Raw genomic sequence first — 15,321 nt, forward strand, 5'->3', positions numbered from 1 at the left:
CCGCAGGGCCTCCTGCGCTGGCCGCCGGCTCGCGCGGGCCGTCCGTGGCAGGCCCGGCCCCGCCACTGGCGGTGATCTCGCGACAGTCGCCTCTACCCCGTCAGGAGCCTGTTCGACATGACCCAGTCCCCCGCCGTGCGTGTCCCCGGACGGTCCGGTCCGGTCCGCCTCGGCGAGCGTGCCGCCCGTACTCTCGTCGCCGAGCTCGCTCGGATCAACGACCCGAAGGCCGCCCTGCTGGTGGGCGCTGCCCCGGAGTCCGCTGTGCTGGCCGCAGCGATCGACGCGCTGCTGCCCGGCGACACCCTCACCCTGGTGCCCACCGAGCGCGTCAGCGCGACGGCGCTGCGGGAACACGTCACCGCCCAGGGGCGCTGGGTCGCCGACCGGGTCCGTGTGGTGGACAGCCTCACCGAGGCCGAGCCCGCCACCGTGGTGGTCGCCGGTGAGCCGTTCGTCGGCACCGCGGACGAGACCCGGAGCACCGTCGAGGAGCTGACCAAGTACCTGGCCGACGGCGGGGTACTCACCGTGTCCACGGCGGTCGCCCGGACCGCCGGCGCCGCCGCCGAGCTGGAGCGGCAGGGCGCGCTGCACGGCGTCGGGGCCGACCTGGTGCTGCGCAACTCACCGCCGGTACGCGTGTACCGGCTCCGCTTCACGCCGGCCGACGCCGCGTCGGCGGAGCGTCTCGCCCCCGCCTACCGGCCGTCGAGCGTGCCGCTGACCCGCGACATGCACATCGACTCCAACGGGGTGGCCGCCGCCGGCATCGCCCTCGGTCTGGCCGCGCTGACCCGCCTGGCCCGGCCGAAGTCGAAGCTCTGGTTGCTGCCCGCGCTGGCCGCCGCGCCCGTGGCCGCCTTCTTCCGCGACCCGGAGCGGGACGTGCCGGAGGACCCGTCGGCCGTGGTGGCCGCCGCCGACGGTGAGGTGCTGTCCGTGCAGCGCCTGCACGACGAGCGCTTCGGCGACGGCGAGTTCCTGCGGGTCGCCGTCTTCCTCTCGGTGCTCGACGTGCACGTCAACCGCTCGCCGGTGGCGGGCAAGGTGGTGGACTACTTCGTCGCCGACGGCGGGTTCGTCAACGCGATGAAGCCGGACGCGGAGCACAACGTGGCCGCGTACACGGTGCTGGACACCGCCCACGGCACCGTCGTGGTGGCCCAGCGGACCGGCCTGATCGCGCGGCGGATCGTGCAGCGGGCCCCGATCGGCGCACTGCTGGCCCGGGGCGAGCGGTTCGGCCTGATCCGGTTCGGTTCGCGGACCGACGTCTACCTGCCGGCCGAGGCCGCCGAGCCGCTGGTCGGGCCGGGCGACAAGGTCGTCGGTGGGTCGAGCGTCATCGCCCGCTGGCGCTGAGCGGTACGAAGAAGGGGCGCCCCGGCCGGGACGCCCCTTCTTCGTGCCATGTCGATCAGGTCAGATGAGGGTGCGGCGCTGGCGGAGCCAGAGCACCGGACCGCTGACCAGGTAACCCACCACGATCAGACCGAACGTGACCCGGATGTCGATCAGCGCACCGAGCACCGGGACCACCCAGACCCACGGCGGCAGCTTGACCAGCCGCGCGAGCTTGGCGTACGGGAAGCTGCTGACCATGGTGAAGGCGAGCAGCGCCACCCCGGCGACCTGCACCAGACCCGGCACCGGCAGGCCGATCACGACCATCAGGGCGAGCACGGCCGCCGCCATGGTGGTCGGCACGCCGCAGAAGAAGCGGCCGTCCTGGGGTGAGACGTTGAAGCGGGCCAACCGGATCGCGGCGCACGCGGCGACCAGTGCGGCGGCCACCCCGGCGGCGGCCATCGGCACCTCACCGGCGAGCGAGGCGTAGACCACCACCGGTGCGGCGAGACCGAACGAGCACATGTCGGCGAGCGAGTCCATCTGCGCGCCGAAGGGGCTGGAGACCCCGAGCTTGCGGGCCAGCGCGCCGTCGAGGCCGTCGAAGGCGACGCAGGCGATGAGCAGCAGGGCCGCCAGTTGTACGTCGCCACGCATGGCGACGAAGATCGCGTTGATGCCCAGCACCAGGCTGGCCAGTGTGCAGGCGTTGACCAGGGCGAACTTCATCCGCCGGGCCATCGTCCGCTCACCGGGGAGCAGCGGGATCGGTGTCTGGGCGCTCTCCTCCACCGGAGCCGGCACGACGGCGGGGCTGACCGGGGCGATTGTCTCGATCCGTGTGCGGTGGAACCGCTGCAGGCCGTACCGGCGACGCGGACGGTCCTGGTACCTCGGCTCGGGCAGCACGTCAGCCGTGCCGCCCCCCTCCACACCTCGACGACCGACGCGGACCAACAGGACCTGGCGGGCGAGACTGCCGCTGCGGCGCAGCGGGCCCGTCCAGTTGCGTCCGGCGGGACGCGGGCTGTCAGTGGTACGACGCCGGCGCCATGGGGCTCTCGGCACGCTTCCTCCATCACCGGATCGTTGGCCGCCACCTGGGGCCGGCGTCCGGCTCTCTCGTGCCGGGTCTCTTCGACCCGGCAGCCGTTTTGCGGAGTACACCATTGCATAGGGGGACGGGGATTGGCGATAGCTACCGGCGCTACTTATATCTGCCTCAACCGTGCAAACCGCCGTCTTATTCCCATCCCGGGACATTCTTGCCCGTATTCAGTGTCAGCGCTGCCTCGACTGTACCGGAGCCGGTCATCCCCGGCCCGGTGAGCAGGAGCCCGGAGGGTGCCGCGACCAACGTCACACGAGCGCGTCGAGCGCCCGCGAGGCGATCTCCGTCATCGGCAGTTCTCGCAGCTCAGGAATGGTGAACCAGGCGGCTTGGGCGGTGGAGCCGCCGGCCAGTTCGGTCACCGCCGGAACGGTCGGAACATCGACCAGCACCCGATAGACGACCCGGATCCCGTGCCAGTCGATCGGATACCCTTCCGGACCTAGTGCGACCGGATTGTGCAGATTGTCCACTTCGATCAACTCGGTCACCCGACCCAGTTGTCCGGACTCCTCGACCAGTTCCCGTAGCAGCGCGGTGACCGGCTGTTCGCCATGATCAGTACCGCCGCCGGGCAGGTGCCAGCGGCCGGCACCCGGATAGCCGTCCGCGATCAACGACAGCAGCACCCGGCCCGCCGGGTCGGTGACCACGCCGTACGCCCCGAAACGCTGCCGTCGGCGCGGCTCGGGAGGCGGGAAGGGTGCCGTCCGGCGCAGCGCCGCCGACGGCAACGGGACCACCGGCAGACCGAGCGCCTCGGCCGTGAACGGCAGCAGCGGCAGCACGGACGCCTCGGCCGGGCTGCACCAGCGGGCGAGATCGGTGCTGCCGATCGCCTCGGCCCGCAGCCGCCCGCCCAGCGGGTTGACGTCGAACAGCACCCGGTCGGTGTGCAGGGCCACCCCGAGGTCCGGATAGGGCGTCACGTCGGCGACTACCGCCCGCAGCCCGGTCACCTCGACGACCAGGCCGGTCTCCTCGGCGCACTCGCGGACCACCGCGTCGGCGGGATGCTCGGCGTGCTCCAGGCCACCGCCGGGCAGCGACCAGACCGCGGGGAAGTCCGCCTCCGCCGAGCCCCGCACCAGAAGCATGCGCCGCTCGGCGTCCCGCAGCACCCCGTACGCACCGACCCGCCGCAGCTGTTCCACGTCCCGACCCTAGTGCGGCGTCCGGAGCGGTCACCGGACCGGTCTAGATCGATCATGAAGTTGACGGGTGCTCGCCGCCAACCCCACGATCGTCGGACGGGTGACGTCAGGTCAGTCGAGCCGCCTGCACGGCCTCCGCCGTGACCTCGGTGAGGCGGTCGGTGGGCAGGGCGCCCAACTCCTCCCGCGCGAACCAGCGGGCCTCACAGGTGGAACCACCGACGTCGGCGACGGTGGGCGGGGCGGGCTTGTCGACCACGACCCGGTAGAAGGCACGGACGCCGTGCCAGTCGATCGGGTAGCCCTCCGGGCCGAGCGAGGCGGCGTCCCGGTGGCTGGCGACCCCGAGCAGCTCGACCAGCCGCCCGTCCTGCCCGGTCTCCTCGACCAGTTCCCGGATCAGCGCGGCGCCCGGCTGCTCGCCGTAGTCGGTGCCGCCACCGGGCAGGTGCCAGCACCCCGCACCCGGGTAGCCGTCGGAGACCCGGGTCAACAGCACCCGCCCGTCCGGGTCGGTGACGACGGCGTACGCGGCGAAGCGCTGCGCCCGGTGCAGCCCGTCCGGGCCGGGCACCGCATAGAAGGAGGGGAACTCCGGCGCCTCGTCGGGGACGATGTCCGCCGAGGAGGCGGGCAGCCCCAGTGCACGGGCGGTGAAGGAGCGCAGCGGCAGACGCTGCGCCTCCTCCCGGGTGACCCAGCGGACCAGGTCGGTCGGCCGGTCGACCCGGTCGGTCAGCGAGCCGCCCCGGACCGAGACCCGGTAGAGCAGCCGGTCGGTGTGGATGGTGATGCCCCGCTCGGGCAGGGCACGCATGTCGGCCAGGACGTCCTGGAGGCCGGCCACGGCCACCGACAGCCCGGTCTCGGCGGCGGTCTCGCGGACGACGGTGTGGTGCGGGTCCTCGCCGTGGTCGACAGCCCCACCGGGCAGGGACCACGTGCCGGGTGTGCCGGAGCGCTCCGATGCGCGGACCAGCAACACTCGGTCAACCGAATCAGCACAGACTGCATATGCCGCGATCCTGCGCAGCGGCTCCAGCATGGTGGTCACGGAGCCAAATTCTCCCCGTGTCCGGTTACCGCAGCGGAAAAGAGTCGGATTCCTGACTGATCACTCGCCCCTGAGGGGCAGGTCAGGGTAAGACTCCGGGCCATCACCGAGGTCGATGAGCGTCGCGACGCGGACCGTGGAGTCATGACTTCCACATCGCAGGCCCCGTACAAGCAGTTGCGCCGCCCGACCACCGACCGGATGATCGCCGGTGTGGCCAGCGGCCTCGGCCGGTACTTCGCCGTCGACCCCACCCTGGTCCGCGTCGCCTTCGCCGTCGGCACGTTGCTGACCGGCGGGATCGCCGCGCTCGCGTACCCGGTCATGTGGTTCCTGATGCCCGAGGAGCCGGCCGGTGCGCCGGCCTGGCCGCACCCGGCGGACGCGACGCCCCACGCCGCGCCGCCGCCCGGACCGGCCGGTGGCCCGTCGCACCCCGCCTGGCCCTTCCCGGCCCCGGGAGCGGCCCCCACCGGCCCGGTGACCACCCCGCACGCACCCCCGCAGGCGCCGGTCGTCGGGCCGGAGCCGATCGTCGAATCGGGGCCGGAGGCCGGGCCACAGCCGACCCCCGGAACGTCACCTCAGCCGCCGGACCGACCGGCCGTCTGAGGCGTCACTCCCACTCGATGGTGCCCGGTGGCTTGCTGGTGACGTCCAGGACCACCCGGTTCACCTCGGCGACCTCGTTGGTGATCCGGGTGGAGATCCGGGCGATCACGTCGTAGGGCAGGCGGGACCAGTCGGCGGTCATCGCGTCCTCGCTGGAGACCGGGCGCAGCACCACGGGATGACCGTAGCTGCGCCCGTCGCCCTGCACACCGACGCTGCGCACGTCGGCCAGCAGCACCACCGGGAACTGCCAGACGTCGCGGTCCAGCCCGGCGGCGGTGAGCTCCTGGCGGGCGATGAAGTCGGCCCGGCGCAGCAGGTCCAGTCGCTCCCGGTCGACCGCACCGATGATCCGGATGGCCAGGCCCGGGCCGGGGAACGGGTGCCGCCAGACCATCGCCTCGGGCAGTCCGAGCTGGAGACCGAGCGTACGGACCTCGTCCTTGAACAGCGTGCGCAGCGGCTCGACCAGGGCGAACTTGAGATCGTCGGGGAGCCCGCCGACGTTGTGGTGGCTCTTGATGTTGGCGGTGCCGGTGCCGCCCCCGGACTCGACCACGTCCGGATAGAGCGTGCCCTGCACCAGGAACTCGACGTCACCGTGGGCGGCGACCTCACGGGCGGCGGCCTCGAAGACCCGGATGAACTCCCGGCCGATGATCTTGCGCTTCTGCTCCGGGTCGATCACCCCGGCCAGCGCGCCGAGGAACCGGTCGGCGGCGTCCACCACCTTGAGCTTGATGCCGGTGGCGGCGACGTAGTCCTTCTCCACCTGCTCGGCCTCGCCCGCGCGCAGCAGGCCGTGGTCGACGAAGACGCAGGTGAGCTGGTCACCGACGGCCCTGTGCACCAGCGCGGCCGCCACCGCGGAGTCGACCCCGCCGCTCAGCCCGCAGATGACCTCCTTGTCACCCACCTGCTCGCGGATCCGGGCCACCTGCTCGTCGATGATGTTCTCGGCGGTCCAGGTCGGCTCGATCTCGGCGATGTCGTACAGGAAGCGGGTCAGCATCTCCTGCCCGTGCGCGGTGTGCCCCACCTCGGGGTGGAACTGCACCCCCGCCCGCCGACCGGCCAGGTCCTCGAAGGCGGCGACCGGCGCACCGGCCGACTCGGCGGTCACCGTGAAGCCCTCGGGCGCCTCGGTGACGCAGTCGCCGTGACTCATCCAGACCGGCAGGTCGGCTGGCAGGTCGCGGAGCAGCACACCCGGGTCGAGCAGGCGGGGCCGCAGCGGGGTGCCGCCGTACTCGCGGTTGCCGGTGCGGGCCACCGTGCCGCCGAGCGAGCGGGCCATCGCCTGGAACCCGTAGCAGATGCCGAAGACCGGCACGCCGGTGTGGAACAGCCCGTCGTCCACCTGCGGCGCGCCCGGCTCGTAGACGCTGGAGGGGCCACCGGAGAGGATGATCGCGGCCGGGTTCCGGGCCAGCATCTCGGCCACGGGCATGGTGTGCGGGACGATCTCGGAGTAGACCCGCGCCTCGCGTACCCGGCGGGCGATCAGCTGGGCGTACTGGGCACCGAAGTCGACCACGAGGACAGGACGCGGCAGGCTCATGTGCACGAAGCCTACCGACAGTCACCGGTCGCCCCGGTCGCGCCCTGCGCGGTCCCGTCACCCGTCCCGTGGCCGGCCTCGGCGGGTCACGAGCCGCCCTGGTCAGCCAGCGCTCCGGGTGCGCCCGGCGGCACGGCCGGACGGTGCGGGCGGACCGCGGTGAGCCGCCGGTACGGCGCGCCGAGCGGCGGACGCGGGTCGACCTCACCCCGGTTCGGCCAGAGCGACGTAGCGCGCTCGGCCTGGGCGGTGATGGTCAGCGACGGATTCACCCCGAGGTTGGCCGAGACGGCGGCACCGTCCAGCACGTGCAGCCCCGGGTGGCCGTGGACCCGGTGGTACGGGTCGACCACCCCGTCGGCGGGGGACACGCCGATCACCGCGCCGCCCAGGATGTGCGCGGTCATCGGGATGTCGAACGGCTCGGTCAGCGCGCCGCCCGGCGTACCGTCGATCTCCTCCGCCAGCAGTCGCGCGGCCCGGTGGCCGGCCGGGATCCAGGTCGGGTTCGGGACGCCGTGGCCGGGGCCGGAGACCAGCCGGCCGCCGAACGGCCCGCGCCGCCAGCGGGTGGTGAGCGAGTTGTCCACCGACTGCATGACCAGGGCGATCACGGTGCGTTGCGACCAGCCACGGACGGAGAGCATCCGGACGGCCCGGCCGGGATGCCGGACCAGTTGCCCCAGCCAGCGGCGGACCCGGTGCGGCCCGCCCTCGACCAGCAGCGTCTGGAGCAGTCCCATCGCGTTCGCGCCCCGCCCGTACCGGACCGGCTCGACGTGGGTCTGCGGGTCGGGGTGGAACGAACTGGTGATCGCCACCCCCTCGGTGAGGTCGACACCGCGTGCCCGCGCCTGCCGGCGGGACATCGAGGCACCGAGGATCGCCTCCGAGTTGGTGCGGGTCAGCTCACCGAGGCGGGGCGAGAGACCGGGCAGCGCGCCGACGGCCCGCATCTCGTGCAGCAGCCGCTGGGTGCCCAGCGCACCGGCGGCGAAGACCACCTGGTCGGCCTCGATCACCTGCCGACGCCGCCGCAGCCAGGACCCGGTGCGTTCGGTGTGCACCCGGTACCCGCCCCCGACCGGCCGGACCTCGGTCACCGTGGTCAGCGGACGCACCTCGGCACCGAGCCGCTCGGCCAACCAGAGATAGTTCTTGACCAGCGTGTTCTTCGCGCCGTGGCGGCAGCCGGTCATGCAGGCGCCGCAGTGCGTGCAGCCGGTGCGCGCGGGACCGGCACCCCCGAAGTACGGGTCGGCGACCGACTCGCCGGGCCGCCCGATGTGCACGCCGACCGGGGTCGCGTGCACGGTGTGCCCCACCCCCATCCGCTCGGCCACCCGCCGCATCACCCGGTCCGCCGGGGTGACCAGCGGGTACGCGGTGACCCCGAGCATCCGTTTGGCCTGGTCGTAGTGCGGGGCGAGTTCGGCACGCCAGTCCGTGACGTCCCGCCACTGGGGGTCGTCGTAGAACGCGTCCAGCGGCTCGTAGAGCGTGTTGGCGTAGACCAGCGACCCACCGCCGACACCGGCTCCGGACAGCACCAGCACCCCGCCGCCACGTCGCCGGTCGGCGGCCCGCAGCAGGGTGAGGCGTTGCAGGCCGAAGCAGCCCAGCCGGGGCGCCCAGAGGAACCGGCGCAGCCGCCACGAGGTCCGGGGGAACTCGTCGTCGGCGAACCGCCGGCCGGCCTCCAGCACGCCGACCGTGTAGCCCTTCTCGGCCAGCCGCAGCGCGGCGACACTCCCGCCGAAGCCGGACCCGATCACGACCACGTCGTACCGCATGCACGCATCATTACTCGTGAGTAGATCTCGCGCCAGGCGCGGTTTTCGCGCCATCATGCAGCGCACCCGACCGCCGTGGGCCCGACGCGTGCCACGACGCCGTCCCGGACGCCCGCGGACCGGTCGGTGGCAACCCGGCCCGCCGTGCGGCGGCGGCCCGGCATCGCAGGAGGAGGCGGGGGATGACGTTCGGAGGAAACCGTAGACGGCTGACACTGGCGGTGGCCGGCCTGGTCACGGTGGCGGTGGTGGCCGTCGGCGCGGTGGCGGTGGCCCGGACGGTCGGCGACGACCGCACGCCGACCGCCGCGCCCACCGACGTCGCCACCTCGCCGAGCGCGTCGCCCAGCCCCGTCCCGAGTACGCCCCCACCCGGCGCCGACATCACCGGCCCGCTCAACCTGCTGCTGGTCGGCATCGACACCCGAGTCAGCGTGCCCGGCTGGCAGCCGAACGCCGACGCCGTCCTGGTGCTGCACGTGCCGGCCGGACTGTCCCGGGGCTACCTCTTCTCGCTCCCCCGCGACCTGCTGGTGGACATCCCGGCGTTCCCGGACGCCGACTACCGGGGCGGGCGGACCAAGCTCACCCACGCGATGAGCAACGGCAGCCGGGTGCCGGGCCGACCGAACGAACCGGACCCGGCCCAGGGGTACGAGTTGCTGCGCCGCACCGTCAGCGAGTACACCGGGCTGCGCATCGACGCGGGCGCGGTGCTCACCTTCGGCGGCTTCGACAAGCTGGTGGACAGCCTCGGCGGCGTGGACATCCGGGTCGACCAGCGCGTCGTCTCCCGGCACCGCCAGCCGGACGGCAAGCACCGCCAGCCCGGCCCGGGCGTCGGGGGTTACGTCGGGCCGAGGATGGTCTACGAGCCGGGCGACCGGCACCTCAACGGCTGGCAGGCCCTCGACTACGCGCGCCAGCGCTACCTGCCCGGTGGCGACTACACCCGGCAGCGCCACCAGCAGCAACTCATCCGTGCGCTGATCGGCAGGATCCTCGCCGACGACCTGGGCCGGCAACCGCAGCGCGTCGAGCAGGTGGCCGCCGCGCTCGGCGCCGCCATGATCTATGTCGGCGGGCGGCGGATCGTGGAGTTCGCGTACGCCCTCAGCACGCTGTCACCGGACACGCTCACGCTGGTCGGCCTGCCCGGGGCGTCGGTCGGCCGGGGCGGCGCGTACCGGGGCGAGGAACTGACCACCGTCGGTCGCCGGTTCCTGGCCGCCCTGCGCGCCGGACGGGTGGACGCGTACCTCGCCGACCACCCGAAGCTCACCGTGCCGGACTGAGCGGCGCACGGCGGCCTGCCGCCCTGCCGTCTGCCGCACTGCCCTCCGCCGTCTGGCAGACAGGCGGTCGGGGCGGGTGGGTGGTCAGGGTAGGCCGGGCGGGGTGGAGCCGGTGAGCCAGGTGTCGAAGAAGGTGCCCAGCGACCGGCCGGAGACCCGCTCGGCCAGGGCGACGAAGTCGCTGGTGGTGGCGGTGCCGTCCCGGCGTTCGGTGGTCCAGGAGCGCAGGATCTCGAAGAAGGCGTCGTCGCCCACGGTACGGCGCAACGCGTGCACCACCAGCGCCCCGCGTTTGTAGACGGCGGTGCTGAACATCTGGCCCGGACCGGGGTCGAGGGTGGGCCGCGACCAGTCGGTGTCGGCGTACTGGAGTTCGAAACTGCGCTGGGCGGTACGCCCACCGTCGTGCTCCGCCCAGAGCCACTCGGCGTAGCTGGCGAAGCCCTCGTTGAGCCAGATGTCGCCCCAGCGGGCCAACGCCACACTGTTGCCGAACCACTGGTGCGCCAACTCGTGCGCGACCACCGCGTAGTTCGGTTCGCCGTCACGGAAGAAACCCGGCCCGTAGACCGGCCGGGACTGCGTCTCCAACGCGTATCCGATGCGGCTGTCGTCGACCACCACCCCGCCGTACGCCTCGAACGGGTACGGCCCGAAGCGACCGGCCAGGAAGTCGGCGATCTCGCCGGTGCGGGCCAGTGACCGTGCCTGCGGACCGGTGGCCGGCATCCCGGTCGGTACGGCGGTGACCAGCGGCTTGCCACCGTGGGTGCCGGTCTCGACCCGGTAGTCACCGATCACCAGCGTGGTCAGGTAGCTCGCCATCGGCGAGCGCTCGGCCCACCGCCAGGTGGTCCAGCCGTCGGTGCTGGTCCGCTCCCCCGGCACCCCGTTGCTCAACGCGGCGAGGCCGTCCGGGACGGTCACCTCGATGTCGTACGTGGCCTTGTCGGAGGGGTGGTCGTTGACCGGGAACCAGGTCGACGCCGAGCGCGGCTGGCCGAGCGCGATCGCGCCGTCGTCGGTGTGCTGGAAGCCGCCGCTGCCCAACACGTTGTCGGCGATCGGCTGCGGCACACCGGCGTACGTCACGTCGACCGTGAACCGGCTGCCCTCGGGAAGTCCCCGGCGCGGGGTGACGGTCAGTTCACCGTCGGCGTGCCGGTGCTCGGCCGGTGCGCCGTCCACGGTGACCGTGTCGACCGCCAGCCCGGTCAGGTCCAGGTTGAAGCGGGACAGTCCGTGGGTCGCGGTCGCCCTGACCTCGGCCCGACCGGCGAGCCGGTCGTCGGCCGGGTCGTAGCGCACCACCAACCGGTAGTGGTCCACGTCGTACCCGCCGTTGCCGCTGCCCGGCACGTACGGGTCGGCCAGGTCGACGCTGCCCGCCCGGAACCCGTCGCGGTCCGCGGGCTCGCGGTCACCGGTGCAGCTCACCAGCCCCACAGCGGCCACCACGGCCACCACGGCGGCCCGCCACCGCCGCACCGAACCCCTGCTCATCCGCCAGAGCCTACCGTCGCCCACGTCATCGATCATGGAGTTGTGGCGGTGGCGAACCGGGCAAACCAATACGGGTCGCCTGCCACAACTCCATGATCGACGGAGCGACGGGTGAGGGCGGGGTGACGGGTGGGGTCAGCGGTCGAGGACCAGGCCGACGCGCTGGAACTCCTTGAGGTCGCGGTAGCCGCACTTGGCCATGGCCCGACGCAGGCCACCGAAGAGGTTCAGTTGGCCGTCGGGCTCGTCGGCGGGGCCGAACAGCAGGCGCTCCATCGAGCCCAGCGGCTCACCGGCGACCTCGAACGCGCCCCGGGGCAGCGACGGGTGGCTGGCCGCCGAGTGCCACCAGGCCCCACCGGCCGGCGCCTCGGCGCAGAGCGACAGCGGCTCGCCGAGCATCACCGCGTCCGCCCCGCACCCGAGCGCCTTGGCGATGTCGCCGGAGGTACGGATGTCGCCGTCGGCGATCAGGTGCACGTACCGGCCACCGGTCTCGTCCAGGTAGTCCCGGCGAGCCGCGGCGGCGTCGGCGATCGCGGTGGCCATCGGCACCCGGATGCCGAGCACCGACTCGGTGGTGGACCACTCGTCCCCGCCGATGCCGACGATCACACCCGCCGCACCGGTCCGCATCAGGTGCAGCGCGGTCTTGTAGTCGGTGCAACCGCCGACGATGACCGGCAGGTCGAGGTCGGCGATGAACTCCTTGAGGTTGAGCGGTTCGTCGGTGGTCGAGACGTGCTCGGCCGAGACGATCGTGCCCTGGATGACCAGGAGGTCGACGCCCGCGTCGAGGATGACCGGAGCCAACGCCAGGGTGTGCTGCGGGGACACCCGGACGGCCACCGTGCTGCCGCCCTCCCGCAGCTCGCGGACCCGCTCGGTGATCAGGTCGGGGCGGATCGGCTCGGCGTACACCTCCTGGAGGCGCTTGGTGGCGCGGGCGTCCTCGCCCAGGTCGGACAGCTCCTCCAGCACCTTGGCCGGGTTCTCGTACCGCGTCCACAGCCCCTCGACGTTGAGCACGCCGAGACCGCCCAGTTCGCCGAGCCGGACCGCCGAGGCCGGGCTCATCGTCGCGTCCGAGGGGTGCCCGACACAGGGGATGCCGAACTGGTACGCGTCGAGCTGCCAGCCGGTGGAGACGTCGTCGACGTCCCGGGTGCGGCGGCTCGGCACGATCGCGATGTCGTCCAGGTGGTAGCCGCGCTGCGCGGTCTTGCCCAGCCCGATCTCGACCACGTCACGCATGGGGACTCCAGATGTCTTCGGGGGTGGAGGGGGTGATCAGCGGGTGTGGTAGTTGGGCGCCTCGACGGTCATCTGGATGTCGTGCGGGTGGCTCTCCTTGAGCCCGGCCGCCGTGATCCGGATGAGCTGACCGCGCTCGTGCAGCTCGGAGATGCTCTCCGCGCCCGCGTACCCCATCGCCAGCCGCAGGCCGCCGACGAGCTGGTGGGCCACCCGGGCGAGCGGTCCACGGTAGGGAACCTGGCCCTCGACGCCCTCCGGCACCAACTTCTCGTCGCTGGTCACGTCCTGCTGGAAGTAGCGGTCCTTGGAGTACGACTTGGCCTGGCCCCGGGACTGCATGGCACCGAGCGAGCCCATGCCGCGGTACGCCTTGAACTGCTTGCCGTTGACGAAGATCAGCTCACCCGGGCTCTCCTCACAGCCGGCCAGCAGGCTGCCGAGCATCACCGTGTCGGCGCCGGAGACCAGCGCCTTGGCGATGTCGCCGGAGTATTGAATGCCGCCGTCACCGATCACCGGCACACCGGCCGGACGGGCGGCCCGGGCGGCCTCCATGATCGCCGTGATCTGCGGCACGCCGACGCCGGCCACGATCCGGGTGGTGCAGATGGCACCGGGGCCGACACCCACCTTGACGCCGTCGGCACCGGCGTCGACCAGGGCCTTCGCCCCGGCGTAGGTCGCCACGTTGCCGCCGACGATGTCGATCGCCACGTCCTTCTTGAGCCGGCTGACCATCTCCAGCACGGCCCGCTGGTGCCCGTGCGCGGTGTCCACGATGATCACGTCGACCCCGGCGTCGACGAGCGCGCGGGCCCGCTTGTACGAGTCCTCGCCCACGCCGATCGCGGCGGCCACCCGCAGCCGACCCGCGTCGTCCTTGGTGGCGCTCGGGTACTGCTCGCTCTTGGTGAAGTCCTTGACGGTGATCAGCCCGCGCAGCTTGCCGGAGCCGTCGACGATCGGCAGCTTCTCCACCTTGTGCTGGCGCAGCAGGTCGAGCGCGTCCTCCTTGCTCACCCCGACCGACGCGGTGACCAGCGGCGCGCGGGTCATGATGTCGCGCACCGGGGTGGCCGGGTCGGAGACGAAGCGCATGTCGCGGTTGGTGACGATGCCCACGAGCTGGCCCTGCCCGTCCACCACCGGCACACCGGAGATGCGGTAGCGCCCGCAGAGCTGGTCGACCTCGCGCAGCGTGTCGTCCGGGCTGGCGGTCACCGGGTTGGTGATCATGCCGGACTCGGAGCGCTTGACCAGGTCCACCTGGAGCGCCTGGTCCTCGACCGAGAGGTTGCGGTGCAGCACGCCGATGCCGCCCTGACGGGCCATGGCGATCGCCATCCGCGCCTCGGTGACGGTGTCCATCGCGCTGGAGAGCAGCGGGATGGAGAGCGTCACGTTGCGGGTCAGTCGGGTGACGGTGTTCACCCGACTGGGCACCACGTCCGACTCGCCGGGTTGGAGCAACACGTCGTCGAAGGTCAGCCCCAGCGGCACCACCCGGGCGGAGCCGGCCGGCAGCTCGGGCAGATGGCCGCTCAGCTCGCCACCCTCGGCGCCGGCGAAAAGGTCGGAACGGGGCGAATTCTCCACGATTGCTCTCCTGAGCTGGTCGAACGGGGCTTCAGCGAGGTGGCACGGGTGGGCACCGGCGAGCGCCGGGCGAGGGTGCGTCAGGGCCATCGTACCCAGTGGCCGGGGTGGTGCCCGCGTCCGGCGGCCCGCGCGGCGAGGTGGCGACGCCCCCACCGGGGTACGTCGGCTTGCGCGAAGGGGGACAGGCGTCCGACGTGCCTTGGGTCTACGGTGAGGGGGTGCACGACGAGCCCATCGACCCGTTCACCGGCGATCCGACCGATCCGTCGGCCGATTTGGAGGGTCCCGGTCGCGACGCCCCGCTGGATCCGCTGACCGACGTCGAACGCCAGGACGTGCTGGAAGACCTCGCCGACCTGGAGATCTACCAGGCGTTGCTGGCGCCGATCGGCGTACGCGGGCTCGTCATCGAGTGTGAGGACTGCCGGGAACCGCACTACTTCGACTGGGACCTGCTCCGGGGCAACCTGCGTCACCTGCTCAGCTCCGGACGTCCCCGGGTGCACGAGCCGGCCTACGACCCGGACCCGGACCACTACGTCACCTGGGACTACGCCCGGGGGTACGCCGACGGCGTGCACGACACCCTCAGCGAGGGCACGGAGGACGACTCCACCGGCCGGGACTGAGCCGCGCCGCCTGCCGCCGGGCCGTAGCCGCCGTCCGATGGCCGGTAAGGAGGGGTCCCTTCCTATACACCAGGCGTTAGCAGGGGCCCCCTGCTAACCAGTCGGGCTCAGGCGACCAGGCCGGCCCGGAAACCGGCGGCCACCGCGTGCGCCCGGTCCCGGGCGCCCAGCTTGCGGAACAGCCGCCGGGCGTGGGTCTTCACGGTGTCCTCGGAGACGAACAGCTCGCGGCCGATCTCGGCGTTGCTCTTGCCCTCGGCCATGCCGAGCAGCACCTGGAGTTCCCGTTCGGTGAGGCCCACGGTGGACCGGTCGGCCCGCGCCGGAACGGCCTTGCCGGCCTCGGGAGCGGCGTCCGGCTCGGCCGGGTCGTCGCCGCGCTGCACCGGCACCATCGCCGGGC

General features: G+C 72.7%; 13 protein-coding genes. 4 read left to right on the forward strand and 9 right to left on the reverse strand.

The annotated features are described in order from the left end of the window. Positions 1–117 precede the first annotated feature (117 nt). Positions 118–1,365: a phosphatidylserine decarboxylase gene (locus tag EYA84_RS12935; RefSeq protein ID WP_131053289.1), complete on the forward strand. Its 1,248-nt coding sequence runs from the start codon at positions 118–120 to the stop codon at positions 1,363–1,365. Positions 1,366–1,425: 60 nt separating this feature from the next. Here the strand turns inward: EYA84_RS12935 and EYA84_RS12940 are convergent, their stop codons facing one another. From EYA84_RS12940 to EYA84_RS12950, 3 genes are all read right to left on the reverse strand, one after another. Continuing rightward, the gene (locus tag EYA84_RS12940; RefSeq protein WP_131053301.1) at positions 1,426–2,343 is read right to left on the reverse strand and encodes a phosphatidylcholine/phosphatidylserine synthase; all 918 of its coding nucleotides are present in this window, start codon (positions 2,341–2,343) and stop codon (positions 1,426–1,428) included. A gap of 366 nt (positions 2,344–2,709) precedes the next feature. Beyond that, positions 2,710–3,615, reverse strand: a complete 906-nt coding sequence (locus EYA84_RS12945) for an NUDIX hydrolase (RefSeq protein ID WP_131053290.1) — start codon at positions 3,613–3,615, stop codon at positions 2,710–2,712. 106 nt (positions 3,616–3,721) lie between these two features. After that, positions 3,722–4,669 (reverse strand): NUDIX hydrolase, encoded by a 948-nt coding sequence (locus EYA84_RS12950; RefSeq protein ID WP_131053291.1) that lies wholly within the window; start codon positions 4,667–4,669, stop codon positions 3,722–3,724. Between the two features lie 144 nt (positions 4,670–4,813). On the opposite strand from EYA84_RS12950, the gene EYA84_RS34060 reads away from it, so the two are divergent. Next, on the forward strand, positions 4,814–5,281 hold the full coding sequence (locus tag EYA84_RS34060) for a PspC domain-containing protein (RefSeq protein ID WP_131053292.1): 468 nt from the start codon (positions 4,814–4,816) through the stop codon (positions 5,279–5,281). 4 nt (positions 5,282–5,285) lie between these two features. On the opposite strand, the gene guaA is transcribed toward EYA84_RS34060, so the two are convergent. Both guaA and EYA84_RS12965 read right to left on the reverse strand, forming a co-directional pair. After that, positions 5,286–6,842, reverse strand: coding sequence for a glutamine-hydrolyzing GMP synthase (gene guaA, locus EYA84_RS12960; RefSeq protein WP_131053293.1), 1,557 nt, complete (start codon positions 6,840–6,842; stop codon positions 5,286–5,288). A gap of 86 nt (positions 6,843–6,928) precedes the next feature. After that, on the reverse strand, positions 6,929–8,635 hold the full coding sequence (locus EYA84_RS12965) for an FAD-dependent oxidoreductase (RefSeq protein ID WP_131053294.1): 1,707 nt from the start codon (positions 8,633–8,635) through the stop codon (positions 6,929–6,931). Between the two features lie 182 nt (positions 8,636–8,817). Here EYA84_RS12965 and EYA84_RS12970 point away from each other — a divergent pair, with 182 nt between their 5' ends. After that, positions 8,818–9,930, forward strand: a complete 1,113-nt coding sequence (locus EYA84_RS12970; protein ID WP_131053295.1) for an LCP family protein — start codon at positions 8,818–8,820, stop codon at positions 9,928–9,930. 84 nt (positions 9,931–10,014) lie between these two features. On the opposite strand, the gene EYA84_RS12975 is transcribed toward EYA84_RS12970, so the two are convergent. From EYA84_RS12975 to guaB, 3 genes are all read right to left on the reverse strand, one after another. Further along, positions 10,015–11,433 (reverse strand): M1 family metallopeptidase, encoded by a 1,419-nt coding sequence (locus EYA84_RS12975; protein ID WP_131053296.1) that lies wholly within the window; start codon positions 11,431–11,433, stop codon positions 10,015–10,017. A 135-nt stretch (positions 11,434–11,568) separates the two neighbouring features. Then, positions 11,569–12,687 carry a GuaB3 family IMP dehydrogenase-related protein gene (locus EYA84_RS12980; RefSeq protein ID WP_131053297.1) on the reverse strand — a complete coding sequence of 373 codons (1,119 nt, stop codon included), beginning with the start codon at positions 12,685–12,687 and terminating at the stop codon, positions 11,569–11,571. A gap of 36 nt (positions 12,688–12,723) precedes the next feature. Then, positions 12,724–14,286, reverse strand: a complete 1,563-nt coding sequence (gene guaB, locus EYA84_RS12985; RefSeq protein WP_131053298.1) for an IMP dehydrogenase — start codon at positions 14,284–14,286, stop codon at positions 12,724–12,726. A 221-nt stretch (positions 14,287–14,507) separates the two neighbouring features. On the opposite strand from guaB, the gene EYA84_RS12990 reads away from it, so the two are divergent. After that, positions 14,508–14,918 (forward strand): DUF5319 domain-containing protein, encoded by a 411-nt coding sequence (locus tag EYA84_RS12990; RefSeq protein ID WP_131053299.1) that lies wholly within the window; start codon positions 14,508–14,510, stop codon positions 14,916–14,918. A 107-nt stretch (positions 14,919–15,025) separates the two neighbouring features. Here the strand turns inward: EYA84_RS12990 and EYA84_RS12995 are convergent. Further along, positions 15,026–15,321, reverse strand: a 296-nt coding sequence (locus EYA84_RS12995; protein WP_131053300.1) for a response regulator transcription factor, incomplete at its 5' end; no start/stop codon positions are given.

The organism is Verrucosispora sp. SN26_14.1 (assembly GCF_004307965.1).
Lineage (GTDB): Bacteria > Actinomycetota > Actinomycetes > Mycobacteriales > Micromonosporaceae > Micromonospora.

Bases quoted from the DNA above. Each gene is read 5' to 3' on its own strand.
- EYA84_RS12935 (WP_131053289.1), top strand. From the start codon at position 118: ATGACCCAGTCCCCCGCCGTGCGTGTCCCCGGACGGTCCGGTCCGGTC.
- EYA84_RS34060 (WP_131053292.1), top strand. From the start codon at position 4,814: ATGACTTCCACATCGCAGGCCCCGTACAAGCAGTTGCGCCGCCCGACC.
- guaA (WP_131053293.1), bottom strand. From the start codon at position 6,842: ATGAGCCTGCCGCGTCCTGTCCTCGTGGTCGACTTCGGTGCCCAGTAC.
- EYA84_RS12965 (WP_131053294.1), bottom strand. From the start codon at position 8,635: ATGCGGTACGACGTGGTCGTGATCGGGTCCGGCTTCGGCGGGAGTGTC.
- EYA84_RS12970 (WP_131053295.1), top strand. From the start codon at position 8,818: ATGACGTTCGGAGGAAACCGTAGACGGCTGACACTGGCGGTGGCCGGC.
- EYA84_RS12975 (WP_131053296.1), bottom strand. From the start codon at position 11,433: ATGAGCAGGGGTTCGGTGCGGCGGTGGCGGGCCGCCGTGGTGGCCGTG.
- EYA84_RS12980 (WP_131053297.1), bottom strand. From the start codon at position 12,687: ATGCGTGACGTGGTCGAGATCGGGCTGGGCAAGACCGCGCAGCGCGGC.